This window comes from Pinisolibacter sp. DMC19 (genome assembly GCF_056313985.1).
This window is the reverse complement of sequence record NZ_JBQUZF010000003.1, coordinates 309915-328579: the sequence shown is the minus strand read 5'-3', so window position 1 is coordinate 328579 and position 18665 is coordinate 309915. Positions and strand designations below refer to the sequence as shown.

Here is an 18665-nt window from a genome sequence, read left to right as displayed (position 1 = left end):
CTTCATCCTGAGGTGCCCGACGTAGTCGGCCTCGAAGGGCGAAGGGCCGAGTGGCACGGCCCGTCGTGGCTTCGCCCTTCGAGGCCCGGCTTTCAGCCGGGCACCTCAGGGTGAAGCCGAACAGGGACAAAAGGTCGAAATTTCACACGCCCGGTATCAGCCCTCGCCGCGCATCGCGTGGACCGCCGCCGGATCGAAGCGATACTTGGTCGAGCAGAAGTCGCAGGTGACCTCGATGGTGCCGTCGACCGTCATGTCGTCGACCTGCTCGGCCGAGAACTGCGCCAGCATGCCCTCGACCCGCTCGCGCGAGCAACGGCAGCGCTCGACCATCGCCAGTGGCTCGAAGACCCGCACGCCACGCTCGTGGAAGAGGCGATAGAGCAGCCGTTCCGACGACACGTCGGTGTCGGTCAGCTCGACGTCCTCGACGGTGCCGACCAGCGCCTCGGCCTCGGCCCAGGCGTCGTCGATCTCGACCTCGTGGGCCTCGGTGCCCTCCGGCGCGTCGCCGGGGTGGAGGTCGCGGGCCTTCACCCGGTCCTCGCTCTCGGGCAGGAACTGCACCATGACGCCGCCGGCGCGCCAGGCATGGCGCGGGCCGGCGTCCGAGCGGGTCAGTTCCTCGGCGACGGCGAGGCGGACCCTGGTCGGGATCTGCTCCGACTGCTGGAACCAGACGTGCGCGACCTCCTCGAGGCTCTCGCCCTCGAGCGCCACGACGCCCTGGTAGCGCTGCATGTCGGGGCCCTGATCGACGGTCATGGCGAGATGGCCGCGGCCGAGCAGGTCCGGCGGCGAGACGCGGCCCTCGGCGATGGCGCGGGCGACGCCGTCCTTGTCGAAGCTCGCATAGGCGCGGATGCCGTCCGGCGTCTGAAAATCGACGACCAGCATCGACACCGGCCCGTCGGTGCGGGTCTGGAGGATGAAGCGGCCCTCGAACTTGATCGACGAGCCGAGCAGCGTCGTCAGCGCGATCGCTTCCGCCAGCAGGCGGGCGACCGGCACCGGATAGGCGTGACGGGAGAGGATCGCGTCGAGGCTCGGGCCGAGCCGCACGGCTCGGCCGCGCACGTCGAGCGCGGGAACGGTGAAGGGCAGGACCACGTCCTGGGCGGCGGTGGCCGGGATGGTGTCGGCTTGCGTCATGGCGGGCTCGTCTTCGAAAGCGGCGAGCCGACGGCGCGGGGTGCGGCCGTCGGCTCCAATTCGTCATCTATCTGGTGCGCCGAGGCACGTTTCGCCAGTGGCACCCCGAAAGAGCGTCTCGCGATCAGGCGCCGACGCGGCCGAGGCACCACGCCAAGACGCCCTTCTGGGCATGGAGACGGTTCTCGGCCTCGTCGAAGACCACCGAACGCGGACCGTCGATGACCTCGGCGGTCACCTCCTCGTCGCGGTGGGCCGGCAGGCAGTGCATGAAGATCGCGTCGGGGTTGGCCGCCGACATGAGCTTCTCGGTCACCTGATAGGGCTTCAGGAGATTGTGGCGGCGCTCGCTCTCGTCGTCGCCCATCGACACCCAGGTGTCGGTGATGACGCAGTCGGCCCCGGCGACCGCCTCGTAGGGGTCCTCGGTCCACACCACCGAGGCGCCGGCCTTGCGGGCCCAGGCCATGATGTCGGTCTTGGGGGCGAGTTCCGGCGGCGTGGCGATGCGCAGCTTGCAGTCGAAGCGCTCGGCGGCGTGGATCCACGAGGCGAGCACGTTGTTGTCGTCGCCGACCCAGGCGATCGTTCGGCCGGCGATCGGGCCGCGATGTTCCTCGAAGGTCATGACGTCGGCCATGATCTGGCAGGGATGCGACAGCTTGGTCAGGCCGTTGATCACCGGAACGGTGGCGTTGTCGGCCAGTTCCTTCAGCGCGCCGTGATCGAGGATGCGGATCATGATCGCGTCGACGAAGCGGGAGAGCACGCGCGCGGTGTCGGCGATGGTCTCGCCGCGGCCGAGCTGCATCTCGTCGCCGGTCAGCATCAGGGTCTGGCCGCCGAGCTCGCGCATGCCCACGTCGAAGGAGACGCGGGTGCGGGTCGAGGGACGCTCGAAGATCATCGCCAGCACCTTGCCGGCGAGCGGGCCTTCGCCCTCGAAGGCGCCGCGGCGGGCGCCCTTGAGGCGGGTGGCCTCGTCGAGGATGGCACGCAGATCGGCCTTGGAAACGTCGGGCAGATCGAGGAAATGGCGCTTGCCGGAAGAAAGTGTCACGCAGCGGCCCCCTTTTCGGCCTCGAGAAGCGCATGGGCGGCGGCTTCGACACGCGCCACGGCTTCGTCGATCTCTTCATCGCTCACCACCAGAGCCGGCAGGAAGCGCACGACGTCGTCACCGGCGGCGACCGCCAGCAGTTTCTGGTCCCGCATCGCGGCGATCACGCCGGCGGGCGGGCGGCGGCACTTGAGGCCGAGGATCAGGCCCTCGCCGCGCACCTCCTGGAAGATCTCGGGATGGAGATCGACCACGGCGGCGAGCTTCTGCTTGAGGCGCAGACCCTTCCGCGCGACCGCGTCGAGGAAGCCCTCCTCGAGCATCACGTCGAGCACCGCGTTGCCGGCGGCCATGGCGAGCAGGTTGCCGCCGTAGGTCGTGCCGTGGGTGCCGGCCGTCATGCCGGCGGCAGCCGCTTCGGTCGCCAGACACGCGCCGAGCGGGAAACCGCCGCCGATGCCCTTGGCCGAGGCCAGGATGTCGGGCGCGACGCCGGAGACCTCGTAGGCCCAGAGCTTGCCGGTACGACCCATGCCGCACTGGACCTCGTCGTAGATCAGCGACAGGCCGTGCTCGTCGCAGACCCGGCGCAGGAAGGCGAGGAAGGAGGGCGGCACCGGGCGGATGCCGCCCTCGCCCTGGATCGGCTCGATCAGGATGCCGGCGGTCTCCGGTCCGATGGCGGCGAGCACCTTGGCTTCGTCGAAGCCCTCGACCTTGTCGAAACCGTCGACCTTGGGACCGAAGCCCTCGATGTATTTCTCCTGGCCGCCGGCGGCGATCGTCGCCAGCGTGCGGCCGTGGAAGGCGCCTTCGAAGGTGATCAGGCGATAGCGCTCCGGCCGACCCTCGTGGAACTGGCGGCGACGCGCCGTCTTGATCGCACATTCCATCGCCTCGGCGCCGGAATTGGTGAAGAAGACGCGGTCGGCGAAGGAGGTCTCGACCAGACGACGGGCGAGCTTCTCCTGATGCGGCGCGGCGAAGACGTTCGACACGTGCCACAGATTCTGGGCCTGTTCGGTGAGCGCCGCAACGAGATGGGGATGGCAATGGCCGAGCGCGTTGACGGCGATGCCGCCCATCATGTCGAGCCATCGTTCGCCCGAAGCCGTCTCGAGCCAGACCCCACGGCCGCGGACGAACTCGAGGTCGACGCGGGCGAAAGTCGAATAGAGCGCGGTATCGGTCATTCTCTCGTCTCCGGACGCCGCCGGCCGCGTTTCGAGCGCGGGGAAGGCAGACGCCCCCGGGGTCCTGCAGGCGAGGGCCGGCCGCGCGCGACAGGCCCCCAAAACGAACGATGCCGCCCTCCGGGCGGCACCCGCGACGACGATCGAAGTGCCTCAGCGGCACCCTTCGTCGAGCGCGCGGATAATGGGGGCGGAAAGGGCAAATTGTCAACGTCGCCGGCCGAAAACCGCGGTCGGCGCGGACTGCGCGGGCGGGCATCCGCAAGTCTACGGACCGCAACCGACGCGTGAGATGCCGCAAACCGGCATTTCACCGTGGGTTCTGTTGCAGATCGGACTCAACGCTGGGGAAAAGACATCGTTCATCCACCGAAACGATTCCCGTCCGCCTTGCTCGCGAGTCTACGGCTAGTGTAGTTTACGACTTGTTAAACACGACATCTCGTGCGGCGGATCGTCCGATCCCATACTTCTCGTCTTGCGTCGACGCCCCGGAAACGAGGCGGCCCCGGAGGGATTCCTCCGGACGAGAAGGGATTCGGAAGGTTCGATCGCCGGCCACGACTGCGAGGGTAGCGATGATCTCCTGGACCGACGAGCGGGTCGAGCTTCTCAAGAAGCTCTGGGGCGACGGACTGAGCGCCAGCCAGATTGCCGGCGAACTCGGCGGCGTCACCCGCAACGCGGTGATCGGCAAGGTCCATCGGCTCGGCCTGTCGGGCCGCGCCAAGGCGCCGCAGCCCTCCGCCAGCCGTCCGAAGAAGCCGGTCGCCCGTCCCGCGACCTCGACCGGTCGCTCGGAAGGCGGTCCGGTCAGCGTCGGCGCCACCGCGCTCAAGGCCGAGACCCGGCCGGAGGAACGCCGCCACGCCCAGCCGGCGCCGCAGCTCGTCTCGCTCTCCGACGAGCCGCTGATCCCCAACGCCTCGGTGCTGCAGATCAACGAACAGACCTGCAAGTGGCCGATGGGCGATCCTTCCGCGTTGGACTTCCACTTCTGCGCCCGTCGCTCCGACGTCGGCATCCCCTACTGCGCCTATCACGCGCGGCTCGCCTATCAGCCGGTCGCCGACCGCCGCCGCGACCGCCGTCGCGCCTGAGGCGAGAGGCCCTGGACGAAAAGCAGAGAGCCCGGCGAGCGATCGCCGGGCTCTCTGCTTTTCGGGATGTCGGAAGGGCGCGCCGATCGCGTGCCGATCGGCGGATCGCCTCAGGCCATCGCGCCGAAGCGTTCGTCGAAGGAATAGCCGGAGCCGCGGACGGTGCGGATCGGATCGCGTTCGCGCGGGCGGTTGACCGCCTTGCGCAAACGGCCGACGTGGACGTCGACGGTGCGTTCGTCGACATAGACGTCCATGCCCCAGACGCCGTCGAGCAGCTGCTCGCGGGTGAAGACGCGGCCGGGCGACTGCATCAGGAACTCGAGCAGGCGGAACTCGGTCGGTCCGAGATGGATCTCGCGGCCGGCGCGGCGGCAGCGCTTGGTCTCGCGATCGAGTTCGAGGTCGCCGGAGCGCAGCAGGGTGGAGACCAGCTCCGGCCGGGTCCGACGCAGCATGGCGCGGACGCGGGCCATCAGCTCGGCGGTGGAGAAGGGCTTCACCACATAGTCGTCGGCGCCGGTGGAGAGGCCGCGGATGCGCTCGCTCTCCTCGCCGCGTGCCGTCAACATGATGATCGGCAGGCGCTCGGTCTCGGTGCGGGCGCGCAGGCGGCGGCACAGTTCGATGCCGGAGAGCCCCGGCAACATCCAGTCGAGGATGAGGAGATCGGGCACGCTCTCCCTCAGGCGCGTATCGGCCTCGTCGCCTCGGGCGACGACTTCGACGTCGTATCCCTCGCTCTCGAGATTGTAGCGCAGGAGGAGACCGAGCGCCTCCTCGTCCTCGACGATCAACACGCGGGCCATGTCGTCCCTCGTTCCTCGGGTCGGCTCAGGCGCCGGCCTCGAACTTCATCTGTTCGGCATCGTTGCCCTTCGGGCGCTCGCCGGACACCTGCTCGCCGGTCACCAGGTAGTGGACCTGTTCGGCGACGTTGGTGGCGTGATCGCCGATGCGCTCGATGTTCTTGGCACAGAACAGCAGGTGGGTGCAGAAGGTGATGTTGCGCGGGTCTTCCATCATGTAGGTGAGGAGCTCGCGGAACAGCGACGTATAGAGCGCGTCGATCTGCTCGTCGCGATCGCGCACGACGATCGCGGCGTCGGAATCCTGCGCGGCATAGGCGTCGAGCACGGCCTTGAGCTGCTCGAGCGCGATCTCGGCGAGATGTTCGACGCCGATCAGCACACTCTTCAGGCGGACGCCGCCGTTCATGGCGATGACGCGCTTGGCGATCGACTTGGCGAGGTCGCCGACCCGTTCGAGGTCGCCGGCGAGACGCATGGCGACGAAGATGTGACGCAGGTCGAGCGCCATCGGCTGGCGCTTGGCGATGATCACGATCGCCTGTTCCTCGACGATGTGCTGGAGGCGGTCGAGCCGGGCGTCGGTGGCGACCACCTTCTGTGCCAGCGTCGTGTCGCCGCGAACGAGCGCGGTGACGGCGTCGGTCACGAGACCTTCGGCGAGCCCGCCCATCTCCGCGATGCGGCCGGCGAGTTCCTTCAGTTCCTGATCGTAGGCGACGACGGTATGGTTGGTCATCGAGCGAACCTCGTTCCACTGGCGCGAACCGTCCGGCGGAACCGGCTCGGGTCGCCCCGTTTCTATGACGCGGAGACGTCAGTTTGATGACGTTCCAAGCTGTTGATTTCGAAGCGCTTCACGACTTCCAGCGGTCGAGCGCGACGGTGAAGGCGGAGCCCTCGCCACGCCGACTCCAGATGTCGAGCCGCCCGCCGTGGCGGGTGACGATGTGCTTGACGATGGCGAGGCCGAGGCCGGTGCCGCGGCGCGAGCCGGCGCCGTCGGAATGGCCGCGGTAGAAGCGCTCGGTCAGGCGCGGCAGGTGGACCGGATCGATGCCGTCGCCATGGTCGCGCACGGTCGCCAGCACGACGTCGCCCTCGGTGCGCACCGTCACCTCGACCGAGCCGCCGGTACCACCGTACTTGACGGCGTTCTCGACCAGATTGGTGAAGACCTGGACCAGTTCCTCACGGTCGCCGCGCACGGCGCGGGCGGCGTCGCAGCCCTCGATCGCCAGAGTGATACCCTCGGTGCCGGCGGCGGGACGGGCGAGATCGAGGACACGGGCGAGCACCTCGCAGAGGTCGACCTCGGCCTCGGGGCGCAGATGCGCCTTCATCTCGATGCGCGACAGCGACAGGAGATCGTCGATCAGCCGCTTCATCCGCCCCGCCTGTTCGGCCATCACGCCGAGGAAGCGCGCGCGGGCGGCACCGTCGTCGCGGGCCGGGCCCTGCAGCGTCTCGATGAAGCCGGAGAGGGCGGCGAGCGGCGTGCGCAGTTCGTGGCTGGCGTTGGCGACGAAGTCGGCGCGCATGCGCTCCATCCGCCGCGTCTCGGTCAGGTCCTCGATGCGGATCATGAGGAAGGGCGCGATGCCGGGCACGATCAGCGGCGCCACGTGGGCGCGCGACCAGCGTTCGGTCGGCACCTTGTCGTGCCATTCGACGATCTCGGCGGCCAGCCGGTCGCGGGCGGTGTCGACGGCGTCGTAGAGCTGGGTGACGCGCACGCCGAAGGACAGCGGGAAACCCTCCGACAGGGCGGGGAAGCGCAGCGCCGCGTCGCGGTTGAACCAGCGCACCTCGTGAGTGCCGTCGACCACGATGCAGGGTTCGTCGACGGCATCGATCACCGCCCGGACCAGCGGTCCGACCGCGGTGTCTCCGGAGAGAAGGATGCCGGACGATGCCGTCTCCTGCCGATCGTCGATGCTCATGAAATCCTCGCCAGCGCGCGCCGTTCGCGCCTGTCCCGATCGGGTTGCCACCGTCGCGGACGAAACGCAACCGTCGCGTCGCGCGACCGACGGTCGAGCCGCGAGAATGGCGATTCGAGACGACGGATTTGCGAAGGTGGACGAGGATGCGCGCGAAAGCCGCGATCGATCAACGGATGTTGGCAGCGAGAAGGGCGCGGTAGTTGCGCGCACCGTCGCCGGCGCAGATCTTCTCGAAACCTTCGGCCTCGAGCGCGGCATCGACGTCACGGTAGAGCGCGTCGGCGGCGTCGGGCGAGAGATTGGTCTCGGCCAGCGCCCGGTTCATCGCCTTGCCGAGGTTGGTCGCCTCGCGCTGGCCCATCGGGAAGCCGCACATCTCGGCCGAGATGGCGATGCGATAGAGCGTCTTCAGCGTCTCCTCGCCCCCTTCCTCGGCACCGGCCCGACCCGCGGTACCGCCGACGAGCGCCGCCACGAGGGCGCCGACGAGGGTGGTGCGGGAGAAGACGCGCGAGAAACGATCGGCGCTCATGGCCGTCCTTTCGGGTTCGGGAGTGTCGTCGAGACGGGCCGGGTCCAGCAACGCGGACGAACGGCGGATCACCATGATACCGCGATGCGGCGGAACCACGTCCAGCGGATAGACCGCGCCCGGGGCCGCGTCCACCCGAAATCGTGCCGTCCCCGCGCTCGTCGGCGAGGTGTGGCCGCCGGCCCACACTCGGCCGGGACCATGCCCCCTCGCCGGCAAGGCGCTTGCCCGATCGGACGGCACGACCTAGGGATGCCGCACGTCCCGACGATCGGAGCCAAGTCCATGACTGCAAATGAGAATGTCTCGCACGGGGAGCAGAAGGAAGCCGCCGCGCTCGGCTCCATCGTCGCCTCGACGGGCCTGACGATCGCCAAGGCGATCGTCGCGGTCATGACCGGCTCGCTCGGTCTCTTGTCGGAGGCGATCCACGGCCTGCTCGACGTCGGCGCCACGGTGATGACGTGGTTCGCGGTGCGGATCGCCGACGAGCCGGCCGACGAGATGCACCACTACGGCCACGCCAAGATCGAGAGCGTCGCGGCGCTCGCCGAGACCGGCCTGCTCTTCGTCGCCTCGGGCTGGATCGCCTGGGAGGCGGTGCAGCGCATCCTCGGCCACGGCGGCACGCCGGAGGCGAGCCTGGTGGCGGTCGGCGTCGTGGTGGTGTCGATCGTCGTCGACTTCTTCCGCGCCCGCCACCTGCTGAAGGTGGCGCGGGCGACCAACAGCCCGGCGCTCGAGGCCGATGCGCTGCACTTCTCCTCCGACATGTGGAGCTCGGCGGTCGTGCTCGTCGGCCTCGGCTTCGTCTGGGCGGGTTGGCCGCTCGGCGACGCGCTGGCGGCGATCGGCGTCTCCGCCTTCGTCTGCCTCGCCGGCTGGCGGCTCGGCCGACGCACCATCGACTCGCTGATGGACGCCGCCCCCCATGGCGTCGCCGAAGGCATCCGCACGATCGCCGAAGGGGTCGCCGGCGTCGTCGCCATCGAACGGATCCGCGCGCGACCGTCGGGCGCCAAGATCTTCGTCGATCTCGACCTCGCGGTCGCCCGCATCCGCTCGCTCGACGACACGGCGGCGATCAAGGCCGAGGTGAAGGCGGCGGTCGGCCGGGCGATGCCGGAGGTCGACATCGCCATCGCCGCCCATCCGATCGCCCTCGACGACGAGACGATCCACGAGCGCATCATGGTGATCGCCCGCAACCGCGGCGTCGCCGTCCATCATCTCTTCGTCCAGACGCTCGCCGACGCGCGCATCGCGGTCTCTCTCGACCTCGAGGTCGACGGCCGCATGTCGCTCGCCGAGGCCCATGCGGTGGCGAGCGGGCTCGAGACGGCGATCGAGGCCGAACTCGGCCCCGGCTCGGAGGTCGAGACCCACATCGAACCGATCACCGTCGATCGCCTGACCGGCCTCGACCTCGACGAACCGTCGCTCGCCGAGATCCGCGGCGACCTCGAGGCGGCGGCGGAGCGCGGCGGCATCGTCGGCGAGGTTCACCACGTGCGCGCCCGCGCCACCGCCGAGGGCGTGGTGGTCAACTTCCACTGCCGGGCCGAACCGTCGATCGGCGTCGCCGAACTGCATGCGGCGATCGACGACGTCGAACGCGCCGTGCGTGCGCGCCATCTCGGGGTCCGCCGGGTGATCGGCCACGGAGAACCGAAAGCCTGACGCTAGGTAATTCGACTGTAGTCGGAGGCGCGAGATCTGGACTTCGTCCAAATCGAGACGGGTCGAGAGCCGTCCGATTTCGTATACGATTTCAATCGTTTCCGAAATCATCGGCATGCCGACTTTCTTTCGATGAAATTTCACCGTCCGAGTTGCTTTCCGTTTCCCTTTTCTTAAGGCCGACGCAACGACACTCGCCGAAGTGAAAAGTCGGCTTCCACCCCCGCATGCCCGCTCGGGCAACCGCACGACCCGCGTGCGGAACGGTCGGCGAGCCGTCGGAGAGCGGACCATGGCGATCTTCAATCGAGGCATTTCTTCGCGGCTGTTTCTCGTCGCCGGCCTGGCCGTCGTCGGTCTGGTCGCGGTGACGGTGCTCGGCCTCGTGACGCTGCATTCGAACCTCTACCAGAGCCGGCTCGACGAGCTGCGCCGGATCGAGGAGACCGCGGCGAGCCTGGCGCAGTCGTCCTTCGACAAGGCGAAGCGCGGCGAGATCACGATGGAGGAGGCGAAGGCGCGCGCCGCCGACGAGATCGGCCGGCTGCGCTTCGACGACGGCAACTACATCTTCGTGATGACGACCGACGGCCGGATGGTCGTCCATCCTTCCGAGAAGATGCGCGGCGTCTCCGGCATCGACATGAAGGACACCGACGGCGTCTTCCTGTTCCGCGAGATGCTCGCCGTCTCCGCCGCCAAGGGTTCCGGCACGGTGGCCTATCGTTGGCCCAAGCCCGGTGCCTCCGAGGCACTGCCGAAGATCTCGCATGTCGGCGCCTTCAAGGCTTGGAGCTGGGTCATCGGCACCGGCATGTGGCTCGACGACGTCGAGGCGCAGTTCCGCGCCGTGGCGCTGCGCTCGGGCCTGCTGTCGCTGGTCTTCGCCGGTGCCATCGGGTTGATCGCCTTCCTGGTGGTGCGTTCGGTGACGCGTCCGCTCGCCGCCATTCGGCAGGCGATGGTCGACCTCGGCCACGGCAATCTCGACGTCTCGGTCGACACGACCCGCAAGGACGAGCTCGGCGACATGGCCGAGGCCGTCATGGTCTTCCGCCGCCAGGAGGTCGAGCGTCGCGAACTGACGGCGGCGACCTCGTCGGCCGCCGAGGCCAAGCGGGTGCGCGAACAGGCGATCGATCGCCTCGTCGGCGAGTTCCGTCGCCGCGCCACCGACATGCTCGGCGCCGTCGACGCCGAGATGCGGTCGATGACCGCCACCGCGACCGACCTCGGCCGCAACGCCGCGACGACGTCGCAGCGCTCCGACGATGCCGCCGACGCCTCGCGCGAGGCGTCGGAGAACGTCGTCACCGTGTCGGCCGCCGGCGAGGAGCTGATGCATTCGATCGACGAGATCGCCCGTCAGGTCTCCCGCACCACCGACGTGGTCGCCGAGGCGGCCAAGGTCTCGCGCGACACCAACGTCACCGTCGGCGATCTCGCCCAGGCCGCGGGGCGCATCGGCGCCGTCGTCGGCCTCATCCGCGACATCGCCGAACAGACCAACCTGCTCGCCCTCAACGCGACGATCGAGGCGGCACGCGCCGGCGAGAGCGGCCGCGGCTTCGCCGTCGTCGCCGCCGAGGTCAAGACGCTGGCCGGTCAGACCGCCAAGGCGACCGAGGAGATCTCCGCCCAGATCGGCGCGATCCAGAGCACCACCGGCGCCGCCGTCGAGGCGATCGGCCGGATCGTCGACACGATGGGCGAGGTCGACACCTTCACCTCGGCGATCGCCGCCGCGGTCGAGGAACAGGGCGCCTCCACCGCCGAGATCGCCCGCAACGTGTCGCTCGCCGCCGAGCGTACCCGCCACGTCGCCGAGAACATCGGCGGCGTCAGTTCCGCCGCCGGCGAGACGACCCGCGCGGCGGGCGAGATGACCGGTGCCGCCGGCCGCGTCGCCGCGACGGCGGAAGATCTGCGCGCCGTGGTCGACCGCTTCCTCGCCGACGTCGCCGCCGCCTGAGCGCAACACACATCGAACGAGAAGAAGGCCCGGACGGATGTCCGGGCCTTCTTCGTTTCGGCAATGCCCCGCGTGGACCGCTCATATCGAAGGGCATTGAAAATGACCTTCGGTATGCTTCATGCGAATTTCTCACGCCGCTGATGCACATGAGAAATTCGCATTCCTTCGACGGTCGGATGCGTCAGCGTCCTCGACCGTTGGTATCAACCCTTCGGATCGGGCATGCGGAAGGGCGGGAAGCCGGCGATCTGGGCGTCGAGCGCGATCACCGAGCCGGCCGGCGCCAGCGACGGGCGGCCCTCCTCGCCGGGCCGGAGCAGCGACGTCACGAAGAGCGTGCGCAGGCCCTCGCCGCCGAAGCACGGCATGGTCGGATGGTCGACCGGCAGGTTCCAGTGCTCGAGCAGGCGGCCGTCGGGGGCGAAGCGGTTGATCTGGCCCGAGGTGATGCCGGCGCTCCAGTAGTGGCCGATGGCGTCGCAGCAGCCGCCGTCGGGACGGCCGAGGCCATCGTCGAGCGTGGCGAAGCGCGAACGGTTGGAGATCTCGCCGGTCGCCGCGTCGAAGTCGAAGCGGTCGATCCACGGACCGCGGCTGTCGGAGAGATACATGGTGCGGCCCGAGGGATCCCAGGCGAGGCCGTTGGAGGCGCGCAGGCCCTCGATCTTCTTCTCCACCGCGCCGTCGGCGGTGACGCGCCACAGCGCGCAGACCGGCGGACGCTCGGGCGTCTCGTCGATCGAGCCGACCCAGAAGGCGCCGTCGGGACCGACCTTGCCGTCGTTGAGGCGGGTGGTGGAGCGGCCGACGTCGATCTCGGCGAGCGTCTCCCAGGTGCCGGCGTCGGGGTCGAAGAGCACGACCGAGCGGGTCAGCGAGACGACCAGACGGCCGGTGGTGGTGAGCCCCAGCGCGGTCGGGCGCTCCGGCGGCGGCGCCGGCCAGACGCGATGGGACGAGCCCTCGGCGGTGACGTGATGGATCTCGCCGGAATCGATGTCGACGAAGAAGAGCCGATCGCGGCGGTCGTCCCACAGCGGGCTCTCGCCGGTGCGGCATTCGTGATCGAGGAGACGACGGGGATCGGGGACGATGCGGATGACGTTCATAGCGAGGAGGCCCCCTCTTCGGCCGAGCCGACGGTGTTGCGGAAAGTTGCGAAGAGCTCCCGTCCGGCGCCCCAACCGGATGCGGAGAGATCGGCCGTCGCGGCCTGCCGCGACGACCATTCCGCCGGATCGACCAGGACGTCGAGACGTCCCGTCGTCGCGTCGAGGCGGACCATGTCGCCGTCGCGGATGCGGGCGATCGGTCCGCCGTCGGCGGCTTCCGGAGAAAGGTGGATGGCCGCCGGCACCTTGCCGGAGGCGCCCGACATGCGGCCGTCGGTCACGAGCGCGACCTTCTGGCCGCGATCCTGCAGAACGCCGAGCGGCGGCGTCAACTTGTGGAGTTCCGGCATACCGTTGGCGCGCGGCCCCTGGAAGCGGACGACGGCGACGAAATCGCCGGTCAGTTCGCCCGCCCGGAAGGCCTGCTGCACCGCCTCCTGATCGTCGAAGACGCGAGCCGGCGCCTCGACGATCCGGCGTTCCGGAGCCACCGACGAGATCTTGATCACCGAGCGGCCGAGGTTGCCGGTGAGGAGTTCGAGGCCGCCGACCGCCTCGAAGGGGCGGACGATCGGTCGCACCACGCTCTCGTCGCCGCTCGTCGCACGCGCCGGCGCGAAGACGAGGGCACCGGAGGCGTCGAGGCTCGGCGTCCGCGTCTGCTCGGCGAGGCTCGCACCCCCGACGGTGCGGGCGTCGGCATGCAGCAGCCCCTCGCCGAGGAGTTCGCGGATGACGAAGGGCACGCCGCCGGCTTCGTGCAGCGCGTTGACGTCGGCGGCGCCGTTGGGATAGGCGCGCACCAGGAGCGGCGTGATCGCCGAGAGATCGGCGAAGTCGTCCCAGGTCAGCGCGATGCCGGCGGCACGCGCCATGGCGACGAGATGGAGCGTGTGGTTGGTCGAGCCGCCCGTCGCCATCAGGCCGACGATGCCGTCGACGAAGGCGCGTTCGTCGAGCACCTCGCCGATCGGCGTGAAGCTGCTCCCGCGCGATCCGATCTCCAGCACCCGGGCGACGGCGGCGCGGGTCAGCGCGTCGCGCAGGTCGGTGTCGGGCGGCACGAAGCTCGCGCCCGGCAGATGCAGGCCCATGAACTCCATCAGCATCTGGTTGGAGTTGGCGGTGCCGTAGAAGGTGCAGGTGCCGATGCCGTGGTAGGACTTCGACTCGCTCTCCAGGAGATCGGCCTTGGTCGCCTTGCCCTCGGCGTAGAGCTGGCGGACGCGGTTCTTCTCGCCGTTGGAGATGCCGGTCGACATCGGCCCCGACGGCACGAAGATCACCGGCAGGTGGCCGAAGGCGAGGCTGCCGATGACCAGACCGGGCACGATCTTGTCGCAGATGCCGAGCATCAGCGCGCCGTCGAACATCTGATGCGACAGCGCCACGCCGGTCGCCATGGCGATGACGTCGCGGGAAAAGAGCGACAGCTCCATCCCCGCCTCTCCCTGCGTGACGCCGTCGCACATGGCGGGCACGCCGCCGGCGACCTGTGCCGTGGCGCCGAGCCGTTCGGCCTCGGCCCGGATCAGCGCCGGATAGCGCTCGTAGGGCCGATGGGCGGAGAGCATGTCGTTGTAGGCGGTGACGATGCCGATGTTCGGCGTCTCGCCGGCGGCGAGCCGCGCCTTGGCCTCGGGGCCGCAGGCGGCGAAGCCGTGGGCGAGATTGGCGCAGCCGAGTTTGGAGCGGGTCGGGCGCTTCTCGATCTGGGCGGCGACGCGTTCGAGATAGCGGGCACGGGAGTCGCGGGAGCGGGCGCGGATGCGCTCGGTGATCTCGCCGACGCGGGCGTCGAGGGCCATGTCTTCCTGCCTTTCCCGGCGCGGCCGCGGCCACGCCGAAGTCTTCCCTGCCCGATGGGCCGCCTTCTCCCGCAAGGGGAGAAGGGAAGTTCGTCGGGCGCCGTCAGGCGCCGTCCTCGTGCCACGCGCGGCCGTCGCGCTCGATCAGGGCGACGGCCGCGGACGGACCCCAGGTGCCGGAGCGATAGGGTTTCGGCGCGTCGCCGGAGGCCGCCCAGGCCTCGAGGATCGGGTCGATCCAGGTCCAGGCCGCCTCGACCTCGTCGCGGCGCATGAAGAGCGTCTGGTTGCCGCGCACCACGTCCATGATCAGCCGCTCGTAGGCGTCGGCATGGCGCTCGGCGAAGGTCTCGGCGAAGCTCATGTCGAGCGGCACCGACTTCAGCCGCATGCCGCCGGGCCCGGGGTCCTTGATCATCAGCGAGAGCTTGACGCCCTCGTCGGGCTGCAGGCGGATGACCAGTTCGTTGCGGCGGATCGGACCGGCGGCGGCGTCGAAGACCGAATGGGGGATCGGGCGGAAGCTCACCACGATCTCGGAGACGCGATCGGCGAGGCGCTTGCCCGAGCGCAGGTAGAAGGGCGTGCCGGCCCAGCGCCAGTTCTCGACCTCGGCCTTGAGAGCGACGAAGGTCTCGGTGTTGGAGGTCGGCTGGCCGAGTTCCTCGAGATAGCCGGGCACCGCGCCCTCGGCGCTCGCGCCCTTCTCGTACTGACCGCGCACGGTGACGCGGTCGACCTCGGCGGGGCCGATCGGCTTCAGCGACTTCAGCACCTTGAGCTTCTCGTCGCGCACCGCGTCGGCGTCGAGCGTCGCCGGCGGTTCCATGGCGACGAGGCAGAGAAGCTGGAGGAGATGGTTCTGCACCATGTCGCGCAGCGCGCCGGCGCCGTCGTAATAGCCGGCGCGACCCTCGACGCCGAGGCTCTCGGCCACCGTCACCTGCACGTAGTCGATGTGCGCGGCGTTCCACAGCGGCTCGAACAACGAATTGGCGAAGCGAAGCGCCATCAGGTTCTGCACCGTCTCCTTGCCGAGATAGTGGTCGATGCGGAAGATCTGGGTTTCGGCGAAGGCGGCGCCGACCGCGTCATTGACGGCGCGGGCCGAGGCGAGCGACTTGCCGATCGGCTTTTCCACCACGACGCGCGAGCAGGGCGTGATCACGCCGGACGCCTTCAGCCGATCGCAGATGCCGCCGAAGAGGTCGGGGCTGGTCGCCAGATAGAAGACGCGGATGCATTCGGGGCGGGTGGCGAGGAAACCCGCGAGATCGGCCCAGCCGCGCTCGCCGGTGGCGTCGACCGCGACATAGGACAGACGGGCGATGAACCGCTCGATCACCGCCTCGTCGCGCTCGTGTTCGGGCACGTGGGCGTCGAGTGCCTCGCGAGCGAAGGCGCGGAAGGCCTCTTCCGTCATCTCGGCGCGGGCGACGCCGAGAATGCGGGTCTCGTCCGGGATCTGGCCGACCCGGTCGCGATGGTAGAGGCCCGGCAGAAGCTTGCGACGCGCAAGGTCGCCGGTGCCGCCGAAGGCGACGAAGTCGAAGGGATCCACCGTGATGACGCGGCTGACCATGCATACCCCCGAACGGGACGACGTCCCGCGGCACTCCTCACGAGCGCGCGTCGCCGTCCTCTGAATCTAGGGCGGATCATAGTCACAGCAAACGGCAATTCAATGTCGTTTCTGCAAAATCTTTCATTGCAACGCAGCGAAGGACGGCAACGACGAAAGGGGCGGCCTCACGGCCGCCCCTTTCGAGCAGAACGTCGGATCGGCGCGGGGCCGATCGTCCTCGATCAGTGGAGCGCGCCGCGCGCCACTTCCTCGATGCGCGAGCGCACGAGGCCGATGTCACAGAGCTGACGGTCGTCGAGAGCGGAAAGCTCACGGACGGCGCGGCGATAGTTGCGATAGCGCTCGACGGAGGAACGGACCTGGTTGGCGATGGTGTAGAACGACATGATCATATGAGGACCTTGCCGGTCCCCTCCCTTGCGATGCCCCGTCGTCGTCTTCGGTCTCTCTCCCGGCGACGATGGAGCGTTCATCCATGGAAGATGAAATAATCGGCGGACTGCCTAATTTGAAGGCGGCCACCTCACCCTCTGACCTGCGATTCCTGCATGGCTCGCCGGGTTGCAGTTCATCATTCGTCAACAAAGCGGAGTCCGCGTCGCCACCGATTCAGCCGCACTTCGGTTCGATTGTGGAAAGGGTACGGGTTCCCCCGAGGAACGTGGCCGAAAGGGGGCGAAGTCTCGTCAGGCATGCGGCGAGCGCGGATCTTACGCCGGCTTCGTCCATGCGCCCGAACCAATGCAGCCTTGCACCCCACGCGGGCATGGGGGCCTCCGCCGACTTTTCCGCGGTTTTTCCCACTGCGACCGAGCGGCGCAGGACGCGGGGCTGCCCTGAAACGCGCCGGGGCCGCCCCTCGCGCGCGGCGAGGAGCGGCCCCTGACGAAGCGGAGAGAGCGGTTCGGCTCAGCGCGCCGAAGCGGTGGCCGGGATCTGGACGCCGTCGTCCAGCGCGACCCAGCGGTTCTGTTCTTCCTGCGACTGACGTTTGACGAAGCGATAGCCGGTCTTCACCCAGGCCAGGATGTCGTCGCGCATGTTGTCGAGGACGAAGTCGCCGTGGTCGGTCTTGACCGTCAGCACGGCATGGCCGGCGCCCTTGGTGTCGATGACGACGGTGACGAGCAGCGACGACCGCGGGAATCCACGCTCGGTCAGGATCTTGCGCTTCAACAGCACGTAGTCCTCGCAGTCACCCTTGCCGTCGGTCGGAATGTCCCACTTGTCGGCGACACCCCAGTGCTCTTCGTCGGTGACCGGCTCGATCGCGGTGTTCACCGAGCGATTGACCTCGACCAGCGTCTGCCAGGTGCGGGCGTCGAGACGGATCTCGCGCGCCTGGGTGCGGGCGCCGTCGCATTCGGTCGGGTTGCGGCGGCAATAGTCCACCCACCCCCAGACCGGACGCGCCTCGCCCACCGGCAATGCGCTGGTGGTCTCGGGCAGACGCGCCAGAGTGATCGCTTCACGCGCACCGGCCTGGCCGGCGATCAGCGAGACAGCAAAAAAGGCAGCAAATCCCCAGATCTTCGACTTGGTCATGACGAAAGTAACTCCCCTTCCCAGTGGAGCCACCTTCGCACACGCGGATTTCAGCCAAGTCAAACTTTGAATGTGTTTTTACGAGATCGAATTTACTCTCGGTTTATCTACATTATTACTTTGTTGAGAAAATCACTCGAATTTGCCGGTGAGCGGGTAAGACTCCGGTAACCGTCCCGGAGGCAGTCTCGACGGCAGATCCACCTTCGTCGGCGTCTCCGTCTCGCGCCCCGCATTTCCGGGAGTCCTCCGCCATGGCCAGCGCCTGTACCAACGGCATCGACACCGGTTTCGTCGCCCTCGGCGCCACCAAGGTGGCGATCCTCGGCGTGGTCCAGGGCATCACCGAGCTGTTGCCGATCTCCTCGACCGCCCACATGCGGGTGGTGCCGACCTTTCTCGGCTGGCCAGATCCCGGCTCGGCCTTTTCCGCCGCGATGCAGCTCGCCGCGCTCTTCGCGGTCGTCACCTATTTCTGGCGCGACATCTGGCGGGTGGGGTCCGGCTCGTGGAAGGCGGCGCAGGAGGGCGACTACCGCGCCTTCGAGTTCCGCATGGCGGTCGGCATCGTCGTCGCCACGATCCCGATCGTCATCGGCGGCGTGCTCCTCAAGAAGCAGCTCAACGCCTGCGGCTCGCCCCTGCGCGAGCTCTGGGTGATCGGCGCCGCCTCGATCGGCATGGCGCTGCTGCTGGCGCTCGCCGAGCTCGTCTGCCGCCACAAGCGCACGTTCGAGGAGATCCGCCTGCGCGATGCGGTCATCGTCGGCCTCGCTCAGGTCGGCGCACTGATCCCGGGCGTGTCGCGTTCCGGCTCGACGCTGACGGCGGCGCTCTTCATGAACCTGAAGCGCGAGGACGCCGCCCGCTTCTCCTTCCTGCTCGGCCTGCCGGCGATCACCGGCGCCGGCCTCAAGGAACTGCTCGAGCTGAAGAAGGCGGGGCTGGATGCCGCCGGCTGGGAGGTGCTCGGCATCGGGCTCGCTTCCGCCTCGCTCTCGGCCTTCGTGGCGATCTGGACGCTGATGAAGGTGATGGAGCGCTTCTCGTCCTGGCCCTTCGTGATCTACCGCTTCCTGATGGGCGCCTTCCTGCTGCTCGTCGTCTATCTCGGCGTGCTCGACCCGACGGTCTGAGCGACGCCACCATCCCGGAAAAAGCAGAAGAG

Annotated in this window: 16 protein-coding genes; 4 read left to right on the top strand and 12 right to left on the bottom strand. The window is 68.8% G+C overall.

The window, feature by feature from the left end; all coding sequences use genetic code 11:
- Positions 1 to 156: 156 nt before the first annotated feature.
- From ACT53U_RS09645 to ACT53U_RS09635, 3 genes are all read right to left on the bottom strand, one after another.
- On the bottom strand, positions 157 to 1152 hold the full coding sequence (locus tag ACT53U_RS09645; RefSeq protein ID WP_476154518.1) for an Hsp33 family molecular chaperone: 996 nt from the start codon (positions 1150 to 1152) through the stop codon (positions 157 to 159).
- A 124-nt stretch (positions 1153 to 1276) separates the two neighbouring features.
- The gene (gene argF, locus ACT53U_RS09640; protein ID WP_476154516.1) at positions 1277 to 2212 is read right to left on the bottom strand and encodes an ornithine carbamoyltransferase; all 936 of its coding nucleotides are present in this window, start codon (positions 2210 to 2212) and stop codon (positions 1277 to 1279) included.
- Positions 2209 to 3405, bottom strand: a complete 1197-nt coding sequence (locus ACT53U_RS09635; protein ID WP_476154514.1) for an acetylornithine transaminase — start codon at positions 3403 to 3405, stop codon at positions 2209 to 2211. The genes argF and ACT53U_RS09635 overlap by 4 nt, the downstream gene beginning before the upstream one ends.
- 581 nt (positions 3406 to 3986) lie before the next feature.
- Between ACT53U_RS09635 and ACT53U_RS09630 the strand changes: the two genes are divergently transcribed.
- Entirely contained in the window at positions 3987 to 4505 is a 519-nt protein-coding gene (locus ACT53U_RS09630; protein ID WP_476155048.1) for a GcrA family cell cycle regulator, read from the top strand.
- Positions 4506 to 4615: 110 nt separating this feature from the next.
- On the opposite strand, the gene phoB is transcribed toward ACT53U_RS09630, so the two are convergent.
- The 4 genes from phoB to ACT53U_RS09610 form a co-directional block, all read right to left on the bottom strand.
- Entirely contained in the window at positions 4616 to 5314 is a 699-nt protein-coding gene (gene phoB / locus ACT53U_RS09625) for a phosphate regulon transcriptional regulator PhoB (RefSeq protein ID WP_476154513.1), read from the bottom strand.
- Between the two features lie 25 nt (positions 5315 to 5339).
- Positions 5340 to 6053 (bottom strand): phosphate signaling complex protein PhoU, encoded by a 714-nt coding sequence (phoU, locus tag ACT53U_RS09620; protein WP_476154511.1) that lies wholly within the window; start codon positions 6051 to 6053, stop codon positions 5340 to 5342.
- 118 nt (positions 6054 to 6171) lie between these two features.
- Positions 6172 to 7257 (bottom strand): ATP-binding protein, encoded by a 1086-nt coding sequence (locus ACT53U_RS09615; RefSeq protein WP_476154509.1) that lies wholly within the window; start codon positions 7255 to 7257, stop codon positions 6172 to 6174.
- A 169-nt stretch (positions 7258 to 7426) separates the two neighbouring features.
- On the bottom strand, positions 7427 to 7792 hold the full coding sequence (locus tag ACT53U_RS09610; protein WP_476154507.1) for a hypothetical protein: 366 nt from the start codon (positions 7790 to 7792) through the stop codon (positions 7427 to 7429).
- Between the two features lie 285 nt (positions 7793 to 8077).
- On the opposite strand from ACT53U_RS09610, the gene ACT53U_RS09605 reads away from it, so the two are divergent.
- Positions 8078 to 9472, top strand: coding sequence for a cation diffusion facilitator family transporter (locus ACT53U_RS09605; RefSeq protein WP_476154505.1), 1395 nt, complete (start codon positions 8078 to 8080; stop codon positions 9470 to 9472).
- 292 nt (positions 9473 to 9764) lie between these two features.
- Complete coding sequence (locus ACT53U_RS09600) at positions 9765 to 11444, top strand: methyl-accepting chemotaxis protein (protein ID WP_476154503.1); 1680 nt, start codon at positions 9765 to 9767, stop codon at positions 11442 to 11444.
- Between the two features lie 206 nt (positions 11445 to 11650).
- Here the strand turns inward: ACT53U_RS09600 and ACT53U_RS09595 are convergent, their stop codons facing one another.
- From ACT53U_RS09595 to ACT53U_RS09575, 5 genes are all read right to left on the bottom strand, one after another.
- Complete coding sequence (locus ACT53U_RS09595) at positions 11651 to 12556, bottom strand: SMP-30/gluconolactonase/LRE family protein (protein ID WP_476154501.1); 906 nt, start codon at positions 12554 to 12556, stop codon at positions 11651 to 11653.
- Positions 12553 to 14367: a phosphogluconate dehydratase gene (edd, locus tag ACT53U_RS09590; protein ID WP_476154499.1), complete on the bottom strand. Its 1815-nt coding sequence runs from the start codon at positions 14365 to 14367 to the stop codon at positions 12553 to 12555. Before edd ends, ACT53U_RS09595 begins: the two co-directional genes overlap by 4 nt.
- Positions 14368 to 14470: 103 nt before the next feature.
- A complete protein-coding gene (gene zwf / locus ACT53U_RS09585; RefSeq protein WP_476154497.1) occupies positions 14471 to 15949 on the bottom strand; it encodes a glucose-6-phosphate dehydrogenase in 1479 nt (492 codons plus the stop codon).
- A 224-nt stretch (positions 15950 to 16173) separates the two neighbouring features.
- Positions 16174 to 16344 carry a DUF1127 domain-containing protein gene (locus ACT53U_RS09580; protein ID WP_476154496.1) on the bottom strand — a complete coding sequence of 57 codons (171 nt, stop codon included), beginning with the start codon at positions 16342 to 16344 and terminating at the stop codon, positions 16174 to 16176.
- 517 nt (positions 16345 to 16861) lie between these two features.
- On the bottom strand, positions 16862 to 17497 hold the full coding sequence (locus ACT53U_RS09575; RefSeq protein ID WP_476154494.1) for a transglutaminase-like cysteine peptidase: 636 nt from the start codon (positions 17495 to 17497) through the stop codon (positions 16862 to 16864).
- Positions 17498 to 17751: 254 nt separating this feature from the next.
- Between ACT53U_RS09575 and ACT53U_RS09570 the strand changes: the two genes are divergently transcribed.
- Entirely contained in the window at positions 17752 to 18633 is an 882-nt protein-coding gene (locus ACT53U_RS09570; RefSeq protein WP_476154492.1) for an undecaprenyl-diphosphate phosphatase, read from the top strand.
- The last annotated feature ends 32 nt before the right edge of the window (positions 18634 to 18665 follow it).

What these genes read in the sequence shown, in the direction of transcription:
- ACT53U_RS09645 (WP_476154518.1), bottom strand. Translation starts at nt 1,152, where the DNA reads ATGACGCAAGCCGACACCATCCCGGCCACCGCCGCCCAGGACGTGGTC.
- ACT53U_RS09635 (WP_476154514.1), bottom strand. Translation starts at nt 3,405, where the DNA reads ATGACCGATACCGCGCTCTATTCGACTTTCGCCCGCGTCGACCTCGAG.
- phoB (WP_476154513.1), bottom strand. Translation starts at nt 5,314, where the DNA reads ATGGCCCGCGTGTTGATCGTCGAGGACGAGGAGGCGCTCGGTCTCCTC.
- phoU (WP_476154511.1), bottom strand. Translation starts at nt 6,053, where the DNA reads ATGACCAACCATACCGTCGTCGCCTACGATCAGGAACTGAAGGAACTC.
- ACT53U_RS09615 (WP_476154509.1), bottom strand. Translation starts at nt 7,257, where the DNA reads ATGAGCATCGACGATCGGCAGGAGACGGCATCGTCCGGCATCCTTCTC.
- ACT53U_RS09610 (WP_476154507.1), bottom strand. Translation starts at nt 7,792, where the DNA reads ATGAGCGCCGATCGTTTCTCGCGCGTCTTCTCCCGCACCACCCTCGTC.
- ACT53U_RS09605 (WP_476154505.1), top strand. Translation starts at nt 8,078, where the DNA reads ATGACTGCAAATGAGAATGTCTCGCACGGGGAGCAGAAGGAAGCCGCC.
- ACT53U_RS09600 (WP_476154503.1), top strand. Translation starts at nt 9,765, where the DNA reads ATGGCGATCTTCAATCGAGGCATTTCTTCGCGGCTGTTTCTCGTCGCC.
- ACT53U_RS09595 (WP_476154501.1), bottom strand. Translation starts at nt 12,556, where the DNA reads ATGAACGTCATCCGCATCGTCCCCGATCCCCGTCGTCTCCTCGATCAC.
- edd (WP_476154499.1), bottom strand. Translation starts at nt 14,367, where the DNA reads ATGGCCCTCGACGCCCGCGTCGGCGAGATCACCGAGCGCATCCGCGCC.
- zwf (WP_476154497.1), bottom strand. Translation starts at nt 15,949, where the DNA reads ATGGTCAGCCGCGTCATCACGGTGGATCCCTTCGACTTCGTCGCCTTC.
- ACT53U_RS09580 (WP_476154496.1), bottom strand. Translation starts at nt 16,344, where the DNA reads ATGATCATGTCGTTCTACACCATCGCCAACCAGGTCCGTTCCTCCGTC.
- ACT53U_RS09575 (WP_476154494.1), bottom strand. Translation starts at nt 17,497, where the DNA reads ATGACCAAGTCGAAGATCTGGGGATTTGCTGCCTTTTTTGCTGTCTCG.
- ACT53U_RS09570 (WP_476154492.1), top strand. Translation starts at nt 17,752, where the DNA reads ATGGCCAGCGCCTGTACCAACGGCATCGACACCGGTTTCGTCGCCCTC.